Here is an 18,796-nt window from a genome sequence, read left to right as displayed (position 1 = left end):
CATCCCCTTTAAAAAAGCTCCCACCTTTAAAATTAGGGGGAGCTACAAATTTTATATATTATAAGCTAAATTTACCTTTTTTCAGTACAAGTGGAACTCCACCGATCATGTAAAGTGCACGGTTATCAATTACTTTTTTCATGATGGAAGCTTTTGTTCCAGTAAGTTTTCTACCCATTACGTCACCGATTGCATCATGCTCTCCAAGTGAACATACTGTTCCTTTAAGTGCAGGTACAAACTCTTCTGTATCATTGCCTTTCATTAGAGCAACAATATTTTTCGCGATTGTAACAGCTTGTTGCATAGCAATTTGTGCAGTAGGTGGATATGGACGATTAATCTCTTCATTAATCATAAGTGCACAGTCTCCAACGATGAAAACATCTGGGAAACCAGGAGCACGCATATCTTTCTCTACTTTAACACGAGCACGCATATTTTCAATTCCTGAAGATTCGATTAAGCGATTTCCACGAACCCCTGCTGCCCATACAACTGTACCAGCAGTGATGAATTCGAACTCGTCCTCGCCTTTTTTAATTTTAACGCCTTCTGGAGTCGCTTCTACTACTGGTGTTCCAATAGAGAATTCAATTCCTTTAGACTCTAAACGTCTTACAGCGTACTCCACTAATTCTGGGTCAAATCCAGGAAGTACCATTGGAGCTGCTTCTACACATACTACACGTACTTTTTCTTTCGGTACGTCATATTCTTTGCAAAGTTCAGGTATACGGTTTCCTAATTCACCTAAAAACTCGATACCAGAAAATCCTGCTCCACCTACAACGATTGTTAAACGAGTATCGTCTTGCACATCGTCAGTTGACCAGTTAGCAAATTGATATTCAATATGATCACGAATTTGACGAGCTGCATTTACATTCGCAATCGAAAGCGCATACTTATCTAAGCCAGGAATTCCAAAAGTTTCCCCTTCAAAACCTAAACCAATTACTAGGTAGTCATATGTATACTCACCAGCACTAGTTGCGACTTTTTTTGTATTAACATCGATTGCATCAACTGTTGCTTTTACAAAAGTTACTTTGCTTTGGTTAATAACACTCTTTACATCGTAACGAACTTGATCTGGACGTAAAGTACCTGCAGAAGCCTCATGTAACCATGTAGACTCATAGTGATAATCATTTTTATTCACTAAAATAATGTCTGCTTCATCTGTTCCTACTAATTTTTGAAGGTTGACTACAGTGGATAATCCACCATAACCGGCACCTAATACTAGAATTGTTGGTCTTTTCAAGAAAATCACAACCACCTTTTATATATTTTAGAAGACCTTTATGACACAAATTATTCGTCATCTTAACGTTTTCTTTTGTCTAATTTGCGACAAAAACCTCTTATCTCTTATATTATCCCTTTTATCACGCTATTTCAATACATTGTTAAAGGATTGTTTAGTTTAGAATATACAGATAACAAATAGGAAGAGAGCATTTCCTAATAGGAGAAAATGCTCTCACACACTTTTTAACAGTTCTCTGGAGTTCCTGCTTTTTGAGCCGTTCTAAATGAAGTTCCGCATCCACAGGAAGCGATAGCGTTAGGATTGTCGATTGTAAAGCCTCCGCCCATTAAGGATTCTTTATAATCGATCGTCGTCCCGTTTAATATCGGAGCATCCTCTTTCGATACTACAATATCAATCCCATGCTGTATAAGCTCTATGTCATCTTCCTTTTTTTCATGTTCAAAACCCATTCCATAAGAAAGACCGCTACATCCACCACCATTTACTGAAACGCGAAGCATAGATCCTTCTTCGCCATTATGCGTCATCATTTCTTTTACGCGGTAAGCTGCCGCTTCAGATATAATTACTACTTCCGTCATCTGAATCACCATTCCTTCCTTTTGTATATAATAGCAGTGTTTTTACTATCTAGACAAGGAAAACTACTTGAATCAATTACATCCAATAAGAAATTAATTATTTCGCTTTCAAGAGAATAATGGAGTATAATAGAACTAGAAACAAACTGGCTGAAAAGAGGGTTTTTTATGGAAATTTCTCCATATTATCAAAAAAGCATCGAATGCTTACACTGTAAAAAACAATTTAAAACGACTAAAGTCCGATCAAAATTCGTTAAAGTAGAATCCTATGCTACGGACTTTCAACCAATATATCAAAACAAAGAGGTAAACCCTTTACTCTATAATATATTCGTTTGTGAACATTGCGGAGCTTCATTTACAGAAGAGTTTTCAAAATACTTTGCTCCCGGTATTAAAGACCTAATTCAAGAAAAGATTGCAAGCAGATGGGTTTCACGTTCATATGGAAATGAAAGAAGCATAGAAGAAGGTATTAATGCCTACAAACTTGGAATTATTTTTGGAACAATAAAAAAAGAGAAATTTATCAATATCGCGGGTATGGCACTACGAACCGCTTGGCTATACCGTCTGCAGCAAAAACAGACGGATGAACTGCGCTTCATCGAAATAGCAAGGGATCGCTATGTAGACTCCTATTCTTATGGAGATTATAGTGGAACTCAAATGTCTGAAACGAAAGTTCTATATTTGATAGCAGAGTTATCCCGAAGGATTGGAGACGTGGAATATGCAACACGTTATTTTTCGAAAGTAATTGAAAAACAGAGCACCTCATTAGAGCCTAAAATTGTAGAGATGGCAAAAGAACGTTGGCAAGAAATACGAGAACAAAAAGAAAAAGAAGCCTATGTTTAACGGCTTCTTTTTTTATTTATTTAAATCAAATTCGCCTTGGCGTATTTGCCCAGATTTTTATCGAGCTTGCTCGATAAATTCCACTGAAAATCTGTGACATCCGCCGGAGGCTTTAACTTCATTCAGCAGGGTTTGTGGGCCCTGCTGAATGAAGTTAAAATACTTGTTCTACTTCCACTACTCCAGGTACTTCCTCTAAAAGAGCGCGTTCAATACCTGCTTTTAATGTAATCGTTGAACTTGGGCAAGTTCCGCAAGCTCCAAGAAGGCGTAGCTTTACAATACCATCTTCTACGTCAACAAGCTCACAGTCTCCCCCATCACGTAGTAAAAACGGGCGCAATTTATCTAAAACTTCTTGAACTTGTTCATTCATTGTATCAGTCATATCTATCGACTCCTTTCATTATAATCATTATAATATCAGTAAGGGAAAAAATCCAATAAAGAATTCGAAGGAGCTAAACAATGATGAAACCTCAAGCGTTAAATATAGAAATTTATGGTGCCGACGTAGTGTGCGCCAGTTGCGTAAATGCGCCATCTTCTAAGGATACTTACGAATGGCTTAGTGCTGCGATTAACCGAAAATTTCCAACAAACGAAGTAACGTTTACGTATATTGATATCGAGCAGCCAATTGAGAATGAAAGACAGCAAGATATCGCAAACCGAATCGCAGAAGATGAGTTTTTCTATCCACTAGTTATGATTAATGAAGAGATGATCGGTGAGGGTTATATTCAGCTAAAACCAGTATATGCAGCACTTGAGAAGTATGGGTATGTGAGTAAATAAGAATAACAGGCAAAAAACTTTGAGACAGTGTAGTAACATTGTTTCTAAGTTTTTTTGATTTGGAATCATATCAAAAATATAACATTCCGGTTGCTCTATTTCCTTAGAATAATTCGAATGCATTATAACATAAAAACTGCAGACAACCTTTAAAGGATGTCTGCAGTCAGGTGTGTTTAAACCCAATTTAAGCTTAGCAATAGTTGTTATTAATCATTTGATTCAGAGCTCGCTAACAAGCCAAGATTAAGATTTAATCCTAATTCGCTTGAATCACTCTCTTCCTCATTTTCTGTAGATTCTACCCAAAGATTCGCTGTAGCATCTAACATGGAGAAGAAAGAGTCTTCTTCTGATTCAAAACCTAACATAGATGTAGTATCTACTTCAGTCCCTAAATAAGATGAGTCTTCCATTTGCTCTGCTTTGATCCATGCAGATAGGGCTGACATTAATGTTGTATGATTTTCGTTTTCATCGTCTTCAGAACCTAGAGCTAAGAAAGAAGCAGAATCAGTTCCAAGAGCAAATGTTGATGATTCGTTTTCTTCGTCTGATTCAATAATATTCATGAAAGTAGTATTATTATCTGCATTCAAATAAGAAGAATCATCTTCATTTTCGAACATAGAATTTAAGCTACTACCAAACGCACCTTTTGAGATAGAAGAATAAGTGTCATTATCTTCGTCTACAACTGTTTCATTCATTAATTCAGCATTCCCATCCGCATTTACTGAAGCCGTTTCGTCTTCGCCTTCATACATTGCTCCGACTGTACCTTCTGCATCTGCTTCTGTCGTAGATGAGTACATGTCATTTTCTTCATCCACTACTGTTTCATTCATTAATCCAGCATTCCCATCCGCATTTACTGAAGCCGTTTCTTCTTCGCCTTCATACATTGCTCCGACTGTACCTTCTGCATCTACTTCTGTTGTAGATGAGTACATGTCATTCTCTTCATCTACTACTGTTTCATTCATTACTTCAGCTTCTCCATCCGCATTTACTGAAGCCGTTTCTTCTTCACCTTCATACATTGCTTCAACTGTGCCTTCTGCATCTGCTTCTGTTGTAGATGAGTACATGTCATTCTCTTCATCTACTACTGTTTCATTCATTACTTCAGCTTCTCCATCCGCGTCCAATGAAGCCGTTTCTTCTTCGTTTTCATACATTGCTTCAACCGAACCTTCTGCATCTGATTCTGTATTAGACTGATATGCATCTTCAGTAGATTCTACATTCACATCAGAATTAGCATCTTTCTGTGAATCAATTACGAGATTGCTATTATTTTCATCTTCGGATCCTAGAAGGTTTAATTTTTCTAATAAACCACGGTCACCATTCAACAAAGAATCATTTTCTGCTGCAGAAGCTGCTCCTGCTCCAATTAATAAACTAGCTGCCAATCCACCTGTAATTGTTAAAGTTCTGAGTACATTTTTCATTTATTATTCTCTCCTTTTAATATAAGTTTTTTATATGCTACTTATAGAAAAAAGAGATTGTCGGGGTGGTTGTGACGGCGGTGCATTCAACCACTGATCGTATAACAATCGTGTCATGGTCGGGAAAATAACACCCCTATTTTCAATGGCCATTTCCATTTCATTCATGGCAGCAAGTGGCAGAGATCCACCTGAACCAGCTGTTTTTGTCGAAGTAGATGGACCTGATTGAAAAGTAGGCACTACTTTTAACTGATTATATTCATTAGTGGGCATTTTTGGTAACGATTCTGATTGCTTCTCTTCCTTCATTTCAATATCGCCTTTTGAAGCGCTATCCGTTAGTTTAGTCTCCGCTTCGACTTTAGAAGATTTCTGGTGGTCCTCAAGAGATTCAAAACCATATTTAGGCTCATCCACTAACAATAATTGGTCAAGTTGAATGGGTTGCTCTATTTCTGGAATGTCAGTTTCTTTTGTTTGTGCCGTACTTTCTGATTCTACCGGTGTTTGCTTTACAGAAACTGATGATGGTTCAGTATCTGTTTTAGGGTCGGGATTTGTATTTAGAGTAGATTGTTTAGTTTTTGTAGTTTCCACATTCACAATAGGAGTTCTTACATCGATTTGCGGAAGTTTATCCTTTGTTTCCTGTGTATTAACCTTTAACACATCAACTTCTACTTTTACTGAATTATCTAATTCAGCTTTTACAATAGAAGTCTTTACCTTTACACTTGGAGTTTTGGATACTTCTGCTTCCACCACACCGATATCCACTCCTGCAGAAGGGGTGGAAGAAACATTCACGTTAACTATCGGCTTCTCACTTTTCATCGTATCCACTAGCTTCTCCGTAGTGTCCTCTACGGTATTCACTACTTTCCTAACAGGTTGGATCAGTTCTTCGGTTTCGGCAACCTTAACAGTTACCGGCACTTCTGAAACCGTATCCCTCACTCCGTCGGTCACCGTTTCTATAAGATTCGAAGATTTGTTGAACGTTTTTCCTAGTAATCCACCATCCGCTGATGCAAATGTTGGTACACTTAACATCCCAAGCATAATAGCTGCCTGTACTACTCTCTTATACAAATTGTCATTCACCTCCCTCTAGTTTCTCAAGAGGGTAACCGTTCATTTTTGATAGGCAACTTTATGGAAACTATTTCTCTCCTAAGTTAGCTATAGTTTTCATGAATAGTACCTTGCACTAAGCAATAAAAAAGCCCTTCAACTTTTCTTGTCACATGATTAATTTTACAAATACAAGTTTTATATTTCCTATAAATAGAAATATTAAACCTCTTGTTAGTTATTTTTTTTGCAAAACTCATAGTAATGAGATTTAAGAAAATATACTTTTAAACTTTGCAGTCCGAATGTTTATTTTGTATATAAAAACAACTATTTTTTGGATAGTTTACGCAGTCTAGGGAAAACTGCGCGGTAGAATGTTTTATTAAGTGACCTCTAGATTTTTCGCTGCAGGTGGACGCTTTCCACGGGGCGGGCGGTGAGCCTCCTCGTCGCTAACGCTCCTGCGGGGTCTCACCTGTACCGCTTAATCTCGTCGGAGTCGCCACCTTCCGCTACAATCAATGGGAATTTCTTTCTAATAAAGTACTTGCATTTGCGACGAGCTTGCGCAGGAGCAAGGGAAGCGTCTGAAGCCAAGCCGGCGGAAAGCAGTTTCCTATACTGTACCTAATCGTTTAGAGAAAATTATACACCCATTCTTAAAACCAAAAGAACAAAAAAACAACCCTAGAAACGCTGTGATTACAACGTTTCTAAGGTTATTTAACCATTATGTCTTTTATACATCCAAAGCAATCCAGATTTCATCAATCTTGCAATACGGCCAGTTACGGAAATATCTGCCATGTAAGCAAATCCTTGTTTCTTCCCAAGAGAACCCATAAAGCCTTTCAGCTTAATTTCTGGCATTTTATCAGGAAGCGGTAAACCTTTCCAACGGGCTTGTAGGACTTTCACGATTTGCTCTGCTTGCTCCTCCGCTAATTGCGCACTTGGTGCAAAAGGAAGAGATGCACAATCTCCTACAACGAAGACATTCTCGTAATCCGGTAAATCATGATATTGTGTTAGTATAGCTCGTCCAGAACTATCTTTATCACCTGGTAATGCACGCACTGTAGCTGCTGGTTGGATACCCGCAGTCCAAACAACCACATCTACAGGGATCACTTCTTCATGATTATACAATTTATTTGGTTCTACTTTAGTAATATTTGAATTACTAACTACTTCCACATCGTTTGAATCAAACCATTTTTTCACATAATTACTCAATCGCTCTGGGAAATCTCTTAAAATACGTGGGCTACGGTCGAATAGTTTTATCCTTAAATCTGGACGACTCTCACGAAGTTCACTAGCTAACTCTATCCCGCTTAAACCTGCGCCAACGATTCCAACGATTGATCCAGCAGGAAGTCCGCCAAGTTTCGTGTATGTGTCACGAGAACGTCCGATTGTTTGAATACTATACGTAAATTCATCCGCACCAGGTACCCCATGATACTTATCTTCACAGCCCAACCCAATAACTAAATCATCATAAGAGACTACTCCACCGTCTGCTAATAATACTTGTTTTTCTTCTACATCAATTTCCGTTATTTCTCCATACTTAATCGTTAATTTATCACTTTCCGGAAACCCAACTCGAACCTCATGATCAGAGGATGTTCCAGCTGCTAACGCATAAAACTCGGTTTTTAAGCTATGAAATGGTGTTCGGTCTATTAAAGTAATCTCTACATCAAGCGGTAAATTATTTGGCAATAGACGAGACAAAATTCGCATATTACCATATCCTCCACCTAATAATACTAATTTTCGCATAATTATCTCCCTCATCTTTGAATGTCATCTAAAATTATAAATGATTGTGATGCTTTTCACAAGGGAGCTTCTGCGTTGACGAATGGCGAAAAAAGGAGTAGCATGACGTTGTAGTGAGGTGACAGCTATGAATCCTATGGTTGAATTTTGTATAAGCAACCTTGCAAATGGTTCTCAAGAAGCTTTTGACATATTAGAACAAGATCCTAACTTAGATGTACTAGAATATGGCTGCCTCAGTCATTGTTCCCTATGCTCCGAAACATTACTCGCAATCGTAAACGGAGATGTTGTCGAAGGGGATTCCCCAGAAGATCTTGTGAAAAAAATATATGCATATATTGAAGAAAATCCTCTATTCTAATAGTGGATTTTCTTCTTTATTATTTTATCCAATCATGTAGTGATTCTAAACAATACGTCGGTTGCGAAAGTTTCATTTGCACTTCCTCTGTCCGATTCACCCCACTATTCACATGGGCCGTGTGAATGCCCATATGAATCCCAGTTAAAATATCCGTTGAATAATTGTCTCCAATCATAATCATCTCTTCTTTTTTATACCCATATTTCTCTTGTATAAACTCTAGCATAAAGGCTTCCGGTTTTCCCATGTATATTGGCTCTACACCGGTAGAGTACTCGACTAATTTTGTAAAAGCACCATTGCCCGGCACTAATCCTCTTTCATCTGGAAATGCATGATCGCTATTGGTCGATATAAATGCTGCTCCTGCTCGAATGGAAAGACATGCAGTTGAAAGCTTTTCATAATTAATAGCACGGTCAATCCCCATCACTACTACATCCGCAATAGCTTCTGTCCGAACTACTTGTTTAGCGGCCAGTGCATCTTGTAATCCAATTTCTCCAATCATAAACACCGATTTCTTAGGAAAATGTTCCTCAATATAATTTGCAGCGGCAATGGAAGAAGAAATAATATGGTCCACTTCCACATGAATATCCATCTTTGCAATTTTCTCTTGCAACTGTTTTTGAGTCATGGAAGAATTATTCGTTACAAAAAAAGGTTCGATACCATTGCTTTGTAAGTAGTGCACAAAGTCCACCGCTTCTTTAATGGGTGTTTTCCCCCTATACACTGTTCCATCCAAATCTAAACAATAGGCCTTATAATTTAACATTGGAATCCTCCGGTAAAAATGCGGAGACCGGTCCTAATTCATGAAGCAAATAATTTTCTACATATCCAGGGAATTGTTTTAAATAAGCTAAATTCTCAATAAGTACTTGCTCTAGTTTCTTGTGGTCAACTGCATAAAAGTGTCGTACTAGTTCTTTTCTAAATTCAATTACTTTTTTTAATGGTGCATCCATTTCTGCTGGAATAACCTTTTCATCTGTTAAAATGTCGATAATATCATCATAACCACCTGGATCACGCATTATAAAACCGTCAATCATTGAATTTCCTACATCAATAATGGATTCGATGATATTTTGTCCAACGCGCTCTAAAGCTAATTGAGATTGTTCATTCGAGTGCCAATCTACTTTACCTTCGATTAGTGTTATTAACTTGTTCATATGTGCAATTGTCTCAGCTATTTTTTTTCGATCTACAAAATACATTGGAAAGCCTCCTGAGTCATGTTCAGTTGATATATACCTCTCTTCTATAGTACCATAATTCGTAGTAAGGAAGGAGTGTCACCAAATGGAGCGATTTTTTTTATACGATGATGTAGAAGATACAAAAACGAGATTCGTTGGTTTTACAGGAGATTCCCAAAGATATGATTTAGCTATCTTACAAAGCTCTCGTTTTTTTGGAAAAGTACTTGTAATGGATATCCAATACGGTAAAGCAGCAATACTAGGACCAGATGATTTAGAAGAACCAGGCTATTTAGAGCATGTCTATAATAGAACAGAAGTAGAAGCGGAAGAATTAAGAGATTACTTAAGAGAATTACTAAATTGAGAAATTATTGCGATTATATTATTATCCAGTAAATTTAAAGAGGAAGAAAGTGGAAACCCGCTTTCTTCCTCTCTTTTCTTTAATTTTATGTTATCCAAGGGTTGTAACTCCCTTGAACCTCTGCTTTCTAACTAAAACAGTCTTTTTTCCAACTATGAACTGTAAAATTCCAACTAAAACCCTTTCTTTCCTTGAAACGAGCTTAAATACTGATTTAATACCCAAAGTAAAATAAAAAACCTAGAACAAGATCATAAATGATCCTGCTCTAGGTTTTCTTGTATTGTTTCCTCTACTACTTTTACTTTTACTTTCGGGGCAACTCCTGTTTTTTTGATTAGAAAATAGGCACAGCCGAAATTACAATACTCGTATAAATAATCTTTCATCGTACTAATTTTCGTATCAAATGTCGCTTTATGATTTCGATCTTCAAAAAATCCTTTTAGACGAAGCTGACCATATCCCCAGTCACCCATTATATAGTCATACTTTGAGAGAATTTCACTATAGCGATCCAAAAAAGCCTCTTCTTTATATGCATCTCGGTAATTTTCTATAATTTCATATGTAAAACCTTCAGCAACAATCATTCCATCACCATCCATTAGCTATTTTGAGTAGCTAGAAGTTCCTCGCCTTGTGCTTGTTTTTGTTTAGCTGCAGCATTTACTTGCTCATCTGCATGGTAGCTACTTCTTACCAGTGGACCAGCTTCGCAATGTGAGAAGCCTTTGCTCATTGCAATTTTACGTAATTCTCCAAACTCAGCAGGTGAATAATATTTTAACACAGGCAAGTGCTTTTTCGTAGGTTGTAAGTATTGACCAATCGTCATAATATCTACATTGTTTGCACGAAGATCGTCCATTACTTCTAAAATCTCTTCATGAGTTTCCCCTAGACCTAACATCAAGGAAGATTTAGTTGGGATAGTTGGTTGCATTTCTTTTGCTCTACGCAGTAGTTCAAGTGAGCGGTCATATTTTGCTCTAGCTCGAACTCTTGGAGTCAATCGACGTACCGTTTCAATATTATGGTTCAAAATATCTGGTTTTGCATCCATGATATTTTGGATGTTTTGTTCAATTCCTCCCATGTCAGAAGGCAGGACTTCAATTGTTGTAAACGGATTTTTACGACGGATTGCACGAATAGTTTCTGCAAAGACCTCAGAACCGCCATCTTTTAAATCGTCACGAGCTACTGCTGTCACCACAACATGTTTTAGATTCATGATAACAACAGAATCTGCTACGCGTTCTGGTTCTGCTAAATCTAGTTCGTTTGGTAGACCTGTTTTAACCGCGCAGAAACGACAAGCACGAGTACAAACTGCTCCTAAAATCATAAAAGTAGCTGTTCTTCTAGAACCCCAACATTCATGTATATTCGGACATCTTGCCTCTTCACAAACTGTATGTAAATTATTTTCGCGCATTAATTTTTTTAGACCTTTATAGTCTTCATTCGTATTAAGCTTTATTTTTAACCAATCTGGTTTGCGTTGATGCTCTGATTTCGTTGGTTTACACGATGTCATTCATACCTACTCCATTCTTCATAAACTGACTACACTGTTGTCAATGTACCATATTATTAGAATTCAAACAACCTTCTGAACTAACTCTTCAGAGCCAAAATGGATTATTAATTTGCTTCCATTTCCTTCTTATTTTTCGCATTCCAAACAACAAACAATACAATTAGCATTCCTATAACCGAAACAAATCCTATCAATATTGAATCTGATAAACCCAGAACTAAATAGCCAATCGCCGCTATAACCGCACTAGTAATCGCATATGGTAATTGTGTAATAACATGATCAATTACATTAACCCCAGCTCCAGTAGCCGACATGATTGTTGTATCGGAAATTGGTGAACAATGATCTCCAAATACCGCTCCTGCTAAAACCGCTGAAAGTACTGGTAGTATTAACTCCGGCTCAATCGCCATGATAATACTAGCACCAATTGGCAGTAAGATACCAAATGATCCCCAAGAAGATCCCGTAGCAAATGCCATAAATGCCGTTAATACAAAGAGCAATGCTGGAATAACACCAACCGGAATATTATTGTCCGTTACGAGATTAGCTAAGAATACACCTGTTTCTAATGCATTGATCAAGAAGGATAAAGACCATGCAAAAATTAAAATAAATATTGCAGGAAGCATGGAACGAATCCCTGTTACGATAGCTTTCCATACTAAATTAATGCTTGCTTCTGGATTCGTATTAAATTGTCGAACATATAGTACGATAGCCAAAATGGTCGCTACTAATCCACCAATAAATAAAGAAAATGGCACGTCGGTATTTTCAAAAATAACAAATAAATTCAACTCATAACCAGAAAATCTATAGCCTGTCCAAAACATTGCAAATAGTGTCACTACTATTAACGACACAATTGGCAAGACTAAATCCACTACTTTTCCATAATTATTTTCCGGGAAATTTCCTTCTAGATTTCCAGGGTTGGGTTTAGACGAATCGAAGAGTTCTCCCGTTTCTATCGCTCTCTTCTCATGCTTTTTCATTTCCATTATGTCAAAGTCTGTCCATGCAAGGAAAAACACAATCGCTAAAGTTGCAAGTACATAAAAATTCATAGGTGCCATTAATACAAAAGCTTCAAGTGGCGTATAAGCTGTTACTGCATGCGTTGCAAAAATAACACCTAACTGACTGATTAAAAACGCTCCCCAACTTGAAACTGGTGACACTACACAAATAGGTGCAGAAGTAGAATCGATAAAATAAGAGAGCTTCGCGCGTGAAATGCGATGGGAATCAGTAATAGGTCTAGCTATTTGACCAACTGCCAACGCATTAAAATAATCATCTACAAATATGAGCATCCCTAAAAAAGCTGTTAATAATTTCGAACCTCGGCGAGTTTTAATTTTTTTAATTGCCCATGCGGCAAATGCTGTACTACCGCCTGATAAACTTACAAACGCTGTGACTACTCCAAGCATTAATATAAAGAGCAAAATATAAATATTAGAAGCATTTATCCCTTCTTCCCAAAAAGAGGTTCTAAATGATTCCCATAATAATAGTAACGAATTCGCGGGAGCAAAATTTTCTACGAGAAGCGCAGCAGATACAATTCCGACTCCTAAAGATAAAATAACTCGCTTTGTAACAAGCACCATAATAATTGCAAGTAACGGTGGCACTAAAGAATAAATCGTATTTTCCAAAACCTTTCCTCCTCCAAAATATAAAAAAGCCAACCTACACATGCATATAGGTTGGCTTCCACTATTGAATTTAAGCATAAAAATGATTATTTATCCTTTGTAGCTCACCATTTATATTTCTACATATAAATGACAGTGTTATTCTTTTTCAGAATAACCCCAACTAAATATTGTTTGACGAACTATATTTAGCTTCGGCAAAACTTCCTTTCGTATACGATCATAAGCGTCATCTTCCTGTATAGTACTATTAAGCTCTGCAGCCTCTACCTATTTATTCATTTTCTCTATTGTAACAGTAGTTTTAAGTTTTCTCTGGAATTTTTATTTTTCAGGTAACGGAAGCGGCACCTCAACAGACGGAGCAGCAGAACCATCTCCTCCGGTATAAATATGTGGCACTTGCCCTTGTACTAATCCCATAGCTACAGGAATCTTTTGTTCAACAACACTCATTTTACTTGCAAGCGGTACAATAACTTGGACATTTACTTTAATATGAATACTCACTTCAACATACGCATTATTAATACCAAAGTTTTCGATAGTCGGTACAACAGTAGATTGAACGTTTCCAATCACATGAAACCGAATAGGAATTTTAGGACCTAAATTACCGATTAGCGGAATATTGGTTGCCTGCCCCATCGGTACAAAAAATACAACTCCGCCTTGATCTTCCATCGTTGTTTTATCGTATTCAATATCATCTAGATAAGGCAAACTCGATAAGTTTCCTTTTTCTGCTTGTTCTAGATGGGCTTGCACCAAACTGTTCGTATCCGATAAAACACGATTGATGATTTCTGTATTAAATTTTGTCGTTACCATATTTGTGCTACCATTGGTTGATGGTACTTCCTCGATGATATCGTTTACATCTAAAACGTTCGCTGTTCTTGAGTTAATTGCTTTACTAATAACCATGGATGCGATTTTATTCGTTTGTACTTCCGCATAATCCAGATACGTTGGAGTCAATTGGTTGTTAACGAAATAAAATACACCTGCAACGGATAGGATAAATAACATGATTAGTATAGCTAGTTTTCGCTGAGCAGAAAAAAAAGGAAAACGCTTTTTTTTACGATAAAATAGCAAACAAAAAATCCCCCTTATTACTATTATGTAATAAGAAGGATCATTATGCTTGGCTCAATAACTGATTGCCGTACCACTTAACTACATCACGTATTAACTCCGGCATATAGTATTCTTTCGAGGCAAATTTAAACGAAGGAAAAAAATAACCAAATGTGAACATATCAAGTGTAGCCAAGGTATACACTTTTTTAAGTAACAATCGTTCCTCACCAATAAATACATCTCCATGCTCATCTTCCATCAGTTGATCGAAAATAATAGCCCCTAAGTATTTGCCTCTAAACCCGAGTCCCTTTACCTCTAAGTGTGGCCATTTCTCATTTTTAGATTGTTCCACTATTTCCAATAGTTCTGCTCCTGTTAAAGTGATAACACATGGATTGATCGGATGGGGCAAACAACGATGTAAGTCGCTAGCACTAATAGGACCACTTTGTAAGTCCGTTAAAAATATTCCAGCGGGAAACATCGCACAATCAGCTTTCGTAAAGTTAAGTAAAGCCTTACCGAAAAATCGAGACATATCCGAAGGACCGAACCAATCCTTGTGTAAAAAGGTATCATTCTGAAGAACAGCATCAGAAAGCTCCTCATTACCAAGCGTTTCCCACTTTTTCAATTGCAGCTCGAGATCTTTCGGCTTTGCTAAAGTATCTGTAACATGCAATATGGCTTGCTTCGATACAATTGTTTTTGTCTCATGATCAAAATCGATTGTCACATGCCCAACATATGCACCATACTTACCCGCAGCAGCTTGTAAAGTGTTTCCTATCACTTTGCCTTCTTCAAAGAAATGATGCGTATGTGAACCTAAAATTAGATCGATTTCCGGTATCTTCTCTGTCATAATCTCATCCTGGGACACGCCTAAATGGGATAAACAAACAAGCACATCTACGTCTTTTTCTATTTCCTTACAAACTTCTTTCAATCGATCAAGCGGCGGTTGAATATGCCAGCCTAATTGTTTATAGTACACTCCAAAATCAGCAGTCGCAGCGACAAGACCGATTCGTATACCTGTCGGTGTCACATGAATTTTATAAGGAAGCACCCACGAAGGAATATTTCCGCTTAAATCAGTAAAATTGGACACAATTACCTCGAAGTTGGCAGCTTCATACAATGTGTTTAAATCATCATGACTAAGCGTAATTCCTTCGTTGTTACCAATGGTGACATAATCATAACCCGCTTCATTTAGTAATTGAACGTTTCCCTTTCCTAATGTACCTTCAGTAAAAACATTGGAACGGTCTATATGATCTCCGATATCAAGTGTTAAATAGGAATCAGTCGGTCTATGGTTTTTATGGCGCTCCGAGAGAAACTGATGAATAGTCGGCCAATTTTCTAAATGGCTATGCAAATCATTTGTATGATAAATATGGATTGTTTCTCTCACCTTTCACACACCTCTTCTATAGGATCAAATACGCTTCGCTTGCACGAATAAAATTTAAAATAACGCATCAATAATAGAGCGTACACCTAATAATAACAGCACAATTCTAAGGGCCAAAACAAGTGAATCTGAATTTAGTTTTTTATTTAACTTGGCTCCAATTTTCGCACCAATATATGCTGCTGGAACAACTGGAATTGTATAAAGCCACGGCACATTACCAAGCGATATATGTGTTGCCGAGTTCACTAGTGCCGATAAAAACACCATAAACATGGATGTTCCAACCGCGACATGCGGAGGAAACAAAAATAACAAAATCATGGCAGGTACAATAATCGAACCTCCGCCAATACCAAACAAACCAGATGCAAATCCAACACCAAATGTTAATATGAGAGCAAACCAAATAGGATACCCATATACATATGTGTCTTTTTCATCCGTAAACGTTCGCTTCTTGCCGTTTTCCACAAACCATCTCACTGGCTTCAAACGATCACGCACGAGTAAAAGGGTAGATAAAACAATAAGTAAAATACCAAAATATAAATTAAAAGAAGGTAAATCCAACCCTTTATTCACCCATGCACCAAGTATAGTTCCAGGAATGCTTCCGATAAAAAAGATAAATCCACTTCTAAAGTCCACCGTTTTTGATTTCATATACGATAGTGTGGAAGAAAGACCTGTAAATATCATCATAATGACAGATAGTCCCACAACGCTCTGAGGAGTAATATTAGGAATTAATGCAAGTGTCGTTCCAAAAAACAACACAGCTGGAACTAAAATGACTCCTCCACCTAAACCTACTAATGCTCCAACTATACCAGAAAATAACCCAGCAACTACAAGTAATACCCACTCCATTATATCCCACCTTCAAATAAGTCTAATTGTTTCGGAGCAAGTCCTTCAAATTCAATGCCGAGCATTTTTTGAAAGGATTTCGCATTTTTTGCCGCATGCCCTCCGGAATTGTTATTAAATAATACCACTACTTCTTTTGCTTGTTTCTGCAATTGCTCCACTTTGTTTTGAATAGATGTGAGCTCCTCTTTATTATAATCGTATAAATAACGAACTTCTCGCCATTTTTCATTATTACCCGGGTTTTTCCAACCATATGTATTTCGTCCATGTAATCGAACAAGTACTTTTTCAGAAGTGGCGATTGGTATCAATGGAACAGAGCCTTCTCCAACTTGCGGCTCATCGCACACAGTGTGGTGAAGATGATGACTCTTTAAAAAATCTAGTGTCCCGTTTTGGAGTTTAGAAGAATACCAAGATTGATGGCGAAATTCAATCGCTAGCTCGAAATCTTTCAATTCTTCTTTTACTTTAAGTATGTATTCTACATTTTCTTTGACACATGTAAACCAAGGCGGAAATTGTACTAACACCATCGAAAGTTTTCCAGCTTCCTTAAAAGGAAGAATGGACTCTCGATAATGCTCGAACATCTCTTCCATTGAATCGTAATGGGACTCTCCGCGTAAATGTCCGGTTATTTCTTGATAAGCCTTTACGACAAATTGAAAATTATCCGGCGTCTCCTTGATCCATTTGGAACTATTCTTGATAGATGGAATGGCATAAAATGCTGTGTCTAATTCCACGACTGGAAAATGCGCACTATAATCTTTCAATCTATCCTTTGCAGTTGATACGTACAGGTCAGAATGATCTCCCCAACCAGTTAAACCAATTTTAATCATATGTTTGTCACCTCACTGTTCAAGTTATTTTATCATAACATTATGACAGCTGTTTATACAAAAAAAGCAACAGGGATGAAATATGCATTCACCCTGTTGCTTTTCTGACAGAAAGATAGGTATTATCCTATGCTTCCCTCCATCTCGAATTTTATCAATCGATTCATCTCAACCGCATATTCCATTGGAAGTTCTTTTGTGAATGGCTCGATGAAGCCCATTACGATCATTTCAGTTGCTTCTTCTTCACTTAATCCACGACTCATCAAGTAGAATAATTGTTCCTCTGATACTTTAGAAACTTTCGCTTCATGCTCAAGAGAGATATTATCATTCAAGATTTCGTTGTATGGAATTGTATCCGAAGTAGACTGGTTATCCATGATTAACGTATCACATTCGATGTTCGCACGAGCACCTGTTGCTTTACGTCCAAAGTGTACGACACCTCGGTATGATACTTTACCACCTTGTTTCGCAATCGATTTCGAAACAATCGTAGATGACGTATTTGGTGCTAAGTGCATCATTTTCGCACCAGCATCTTGGTGTTGCCCTTTACCAGCAATTGCGATGGAAAGGGTCATACCACGTGCACCTTCACCTTTTAAGATACATGCTGGGTATTTCATCGTTAATTTAGAACCGATGTTCCCATCAATCCATTCCATTGTTCCGTTTTCTTCAACAACCGTACGTTTTGTAACTAGGTTATAAACATTGTTCGCCCAGTTTTGAATTGTTGTATAACGGCAATAAGCATCTTTTTTAACAATAATTTCAACTACAGCAGAGTGAAGTGAGTTTGTTGTATAAACAGGAGCTGTACATCCTTCTACATAGTGTACAGAAGCACCCTCATCTACTATGATTAGCGTACGTTCGAATTGACCCATATTTTCAGAGTTAATACGGAAGTATGCTTGAAGTGGTGTATCCACTTTTACGCCTGGTGGTACATAGATAAATGACCCACCCGACCATACTGCTGAGTTAAGTGCTGCGAATTTATTATCTGTTGAAGGAATAACTGTTCCCCAATGTTTTTTGAAGATATCTTCATTTTCACGAAGTGCAGAGTCTGTATCTTTAAATACAATCCCCATATCTTCTAACTCTTCTTTCATGTTATGGTAAACAACTTCTGATTCATACTGTGCAGAAACACCTGCAAGGTATTTTTGTTCTGCTTCAGGGATACCTAATTTATCAAATGTTGCTTTGATTTCTTCTGGTACTTCATCCCATGATTTTTGTGTAGCTTCTGATGGTTTTACGTAATACGTAATTTCGTCAAAGTCTAATGATCCTAAATCTCCACCCCATTGTGGCATCGGTTTAGAATAGAAAATTTCTAAAGCTTTCAAACGATAATCTAGCATCCATTGTGGTTCATTTTTCATACGTGAAATTTCTTCTACGATTTCTTGCGTCAAACCACGTTTTGAACGGAAAATGGATACGTCTTTATCGTGGAAACCATATTTATAATCACCAATTTCAGGCATTTTTTTTGCCATCGTAATTCCTCCGTTCTTCT

At 37.3% G+C, this 18,796-nt stretch carries 20 protein-coding genes and 1 riboswitch; of the genes, 4 read left to right on the top strand and 16 right to left on the bottom strand.

From position 1 onward, the window contains the following. Positions 1–58: 58 nt before the first annotated feature. Both FG382_RS17295 and FG382_RS17290 read right to left on the bottom strand, forming a co-directional pair. Entirely contained in the window at positions 59–1,270 is a 1,212-nt protein-coding gene (locus FG382_RS17295) for an NAD(P)/FAD-dependent oxidoreductase (RefSeq protein ID WP_142540133.1), read from the bottom strand. A 230-nt stretch (positions 1,271–1,500) separates the two neighbouring features. Continuing rightward, the gene (locus tag FG382_RS17290) at positions 1,501–1,863 is read right to left on the bottom strand and encodes a HesB/IscA family protein (RefSeq protein ID WP_142540132.1); all 363 of its coding nucleotides are present in this window, start codon (positions 1,861–1,863) and stop codon (positions 1,501–1,503) included. 168 nt (positions 1,864–2,031) lie between these two features. Here FG382_RS17290 and FG382_RS17285 point away from each other — a divergent pair, with 168 nt between their 5' ends. After that, a complete protein-coding gene (locus FG382_RS17285) occupies positions 2,032–2,727 on the top strand; it encodes a DUF2225 domain-containing protein (protein WP_142540131.1) in 696 nt (231 codons plus the stop codon). A 154-nt stretch (positions 2,728–2,881) separates the two neighbouring features. Here the strand turns inward: FG382_RS17285 and FG382_RS17280 are convergent, their stop codons facing one another. Next, positions 2,882–3,115 carry a NifU family protein gene (locus tag FG382_RS17280; RefSeq protein WP_100353777.1) on the bottom strand — a complete coding sequence of 78 codons (234 nt, stop codon included), beginning with the start codon at positions 3,113–3,115 and terminating at the stop codon, positions 2,882–2,884. 83 nt (positions 3,116–3,198) lie between these two features. Here FG382_RS17280 and FG382_RS17275 point away from each other — a divergent pair, with 83 nt between their 5' ends. Further along, on the top strand, positions 3,199–3,525 hold the full coding sequence (locus FG382_RS17275; RefSeq protein ID WP_142540173.1) for a YuzD family protein: 327 nt from the start codon (positions 3,199–3,201) through the stop codon (positions 3,523–3,525). A 209-nt stretch (positions 3,526–3,734) separates the two neighbouring features. Here FG382_RS17275 and FG382_RS17270 read toward each other — a convergent pair whose 3' ends face one another. From FG382_RS17270 to FG382_RS17260, 3 genes are all read right to left on the bottom strand, one after another. Then, complete coding sequence (locus tag FG382_RS17270; RefSeq protein ID WP_142540130.1) at positions 3,735–4,982, bottom strand: hypothetical protein; 1,248 nt, start codon at positions 4,980–4,982, stop codon at positions 3,735–3,737. Between the two features lie 30 nt (positions 4,983–5,012). Continuing rightward, entirely contained in the window at positions 5,013–6,077 is a 1,065-nt protein-coding gene (locus FG382_RS17265) for a hypothetical protein (RefSeq protein ID WP_142540129.1), read from the bottom strand. 708 nt (positions 6,078–6,785) lie between these two features. Then, positions 6,786–7,853 carry an NAD(P)/FAD-dependent oxidoreductase gene (locus tag FG382_RS17260; RefSeq protein WP_142540128.1) on the bottom strand — a complete coding sequence of 356 codons (1,068 nt, stop codon included), beginning with the start codon at positions 7,851–7,853 and terminating at the stop codon, positions 6,786–6,788. A 127-nt stretch (positions 7,854–7,980) separates the two neighbouring features. Between FG382_RS17260 and FG382_RS17255 the strand changes: the two genes are divergently transcribed. After that, positions 7,981–8,217, top strand: a complete 237-nt coding sequence (locus FG382_RS17255) for a YuzB family protein (protein WP_142540127.1) — start codon at positions 7,981–7,983, stop codon at positions 8,215–8,217. 19 nt (positions 8,218–8,236) lie between these two features. On the opposite strand, the gene FG382_RS17250 is transcribed toward FG382_RS17255, so the two are convergent. Together FG382_RS17250 and FG382_RS17245 are read right to left on the bottom strand one after the other, a co-directional pair. Next, positions 8,237–9,001 carry a TIGR01457 family HAD-type hydrolase gene (locus FG382_RS17250; RefSeq protein ID WP_142540126.1) on the bottom strand — a complete coding sequence of 255 codons (765 nt, stop codon included), beginning with the start codon at positions 8,999–9,001 and terminating at the stop codon, positions 8,237–8,239. Next, positions 8,988–9,449: a DUF86 domain-containing protein gene (locus tag FG382_RS17245; RefSeq protein WP_142540125.1), complete on the bottom strand. Its 462-nt coding sequence runs from the start codon at positions 9,447–9,449 to the stop codon at positions 8,988–8,990. The genes FG382_RS17250 and FG382_RS17245 overlap by 14 nt, the downstream gene beginning before the upstream one ends. An 85-nt stretch (positions 9,450–9,534) precedes the next feature. Between FG382_RS17245 and FG382_RS17240 the strand changes: the two genes are divergently transcribed. Further along, positions 9,535–9,801: a DUF3055 domain-containing protein gene (locus FG382_RS17240; RefSeq protein WP_142540124.1), complete on the top strand. Its 267-nt coding sequence runs from the start codon at positions 9,535–9,537 to the stop codon at positions 9,799–9,801. 251 nt (positions 9,802–10,052) lie between these two features. Here the strand turns inward: FG382_RS17240 and FG382_RS17235 are convergent, their stop codons facing one another. From FG382_RS17235 to sufB, 8 genes are all read right to left on the bottom strand, one after another. Continuing rightward, positions 10,053–10,394, bottom strand: coding sequence for a YutD family protein (locus tag FG382_RS17235; RefSeq protein WP_142540123.1), 342 nt, complete (start codon positions 10,392–10,394; stop codon positions 10,053–10,055). Between the two features lie 14 nt (positions 10,395–10,408). Continuing rightward, positions 10,409–11,344, bottom strand: coding sequence for a lipoyl synthase (gene lipA / locus FG382_RS17230; RefSeq protein ID WP_142540122.1), 936 nt, complete (start codon positions 11,342–11,344; stop codon positions 10,409–10,411). 107 nt (positions 11,345–11,451) lie between these two features. Next, on the bottom strand, positions 11,452–13,020 hold the full coding sequence (locus FG382_RS17225) for a Na+/H+ antiporter NhaC family protein (RefSeq protein ID WP_142540121.1): 1,569 nt from the start codon (positions 13,018–13,020) through the stop codon (positions 11,452–11,454). 92 nt (positions 13,021–13,112) lie between these two features. After that, positions 13,113–13,297, bottom strand: a riboswitch (Lysine riboswitch). A 47-nt stretch (positions 13,298–13,344) separates the two neighbouring features. Further along, positions 13,345–14,121: a sporulation protein YunB gene (yunB, locus tag FG382_RS17220; protein WP_229677429.1), complete on the bottom strand. Its 777-nt coding sequence runs from the start codon at positions 14,119–14,121 to the stop codon at positions 13,345–13,347. Between the two features lie 43 nt (positions 14,122–14,164). Then, a complete protein-coding gene (locus FG382_RS17215; RefSeq protein WP_142540120.1) occupies positions 14,165–15,532 on the bottom strand; it encodes a bifunctional metallophosphatase/5'-nucleotidase in 1,368 nt (455 codons plus the stop codon). A gap of 54 nt (positions 15,533–15,586) precedes the next feature. After that, the gene (locus tag FG382_RS17210) at positions 15,587–16,405 is read right to left on the bottom strand and encodes a sulfite exporter TauE/SafE family protein (protein WP_142540119.1); all 819 of its coding nucleotides are present in this window, start codon (positions 16,403–16,405) and stop codon (positions 15,587–15,589) included. Then, entirely contained in the window at positions 16,405–17,256 is an 852-nt protein-coding gene (locus FG382_RS17205) for a DUF72 domain-containing protein (protein ID WP_142540118.1), read from the bottom strand. The genes FG382_RS17210 and FG382_RS17205 overlap by 1 nt, the downstream gene beginning before the upstream one ends. 122 nt (positions 17,257–17,378) lie before the next feature. After that, on the bottom strand, positions 17,379–18,776 hold the full coding sequence (gene sufB / locus FG382_RS17200) for a Fe-S cluster assembly protein SufB (protein ID WP_142540117.1): 1,398 nt from the start codon (positions 18,774–18,776) through the stop codon (positions 17,379–17,381). Positions 18,777–18,796: the final 20 nt, after the last annotated feature.

Origin of the sequence: Psychrobacillus lasiicapitis (genome assembly GCF_006861795.1) — a bacterium.
In the GTDB taxonomy this organism is placed as follows: Bacteria; Bacillota; Bacilli; order Bacillales_A; family Planococcaceae; genus Psychrobacillus; species Psychrobacillus lasiicapitis.
This window is presented reverse-complemented; position numbering and strand designations above follow the sequence as displayed.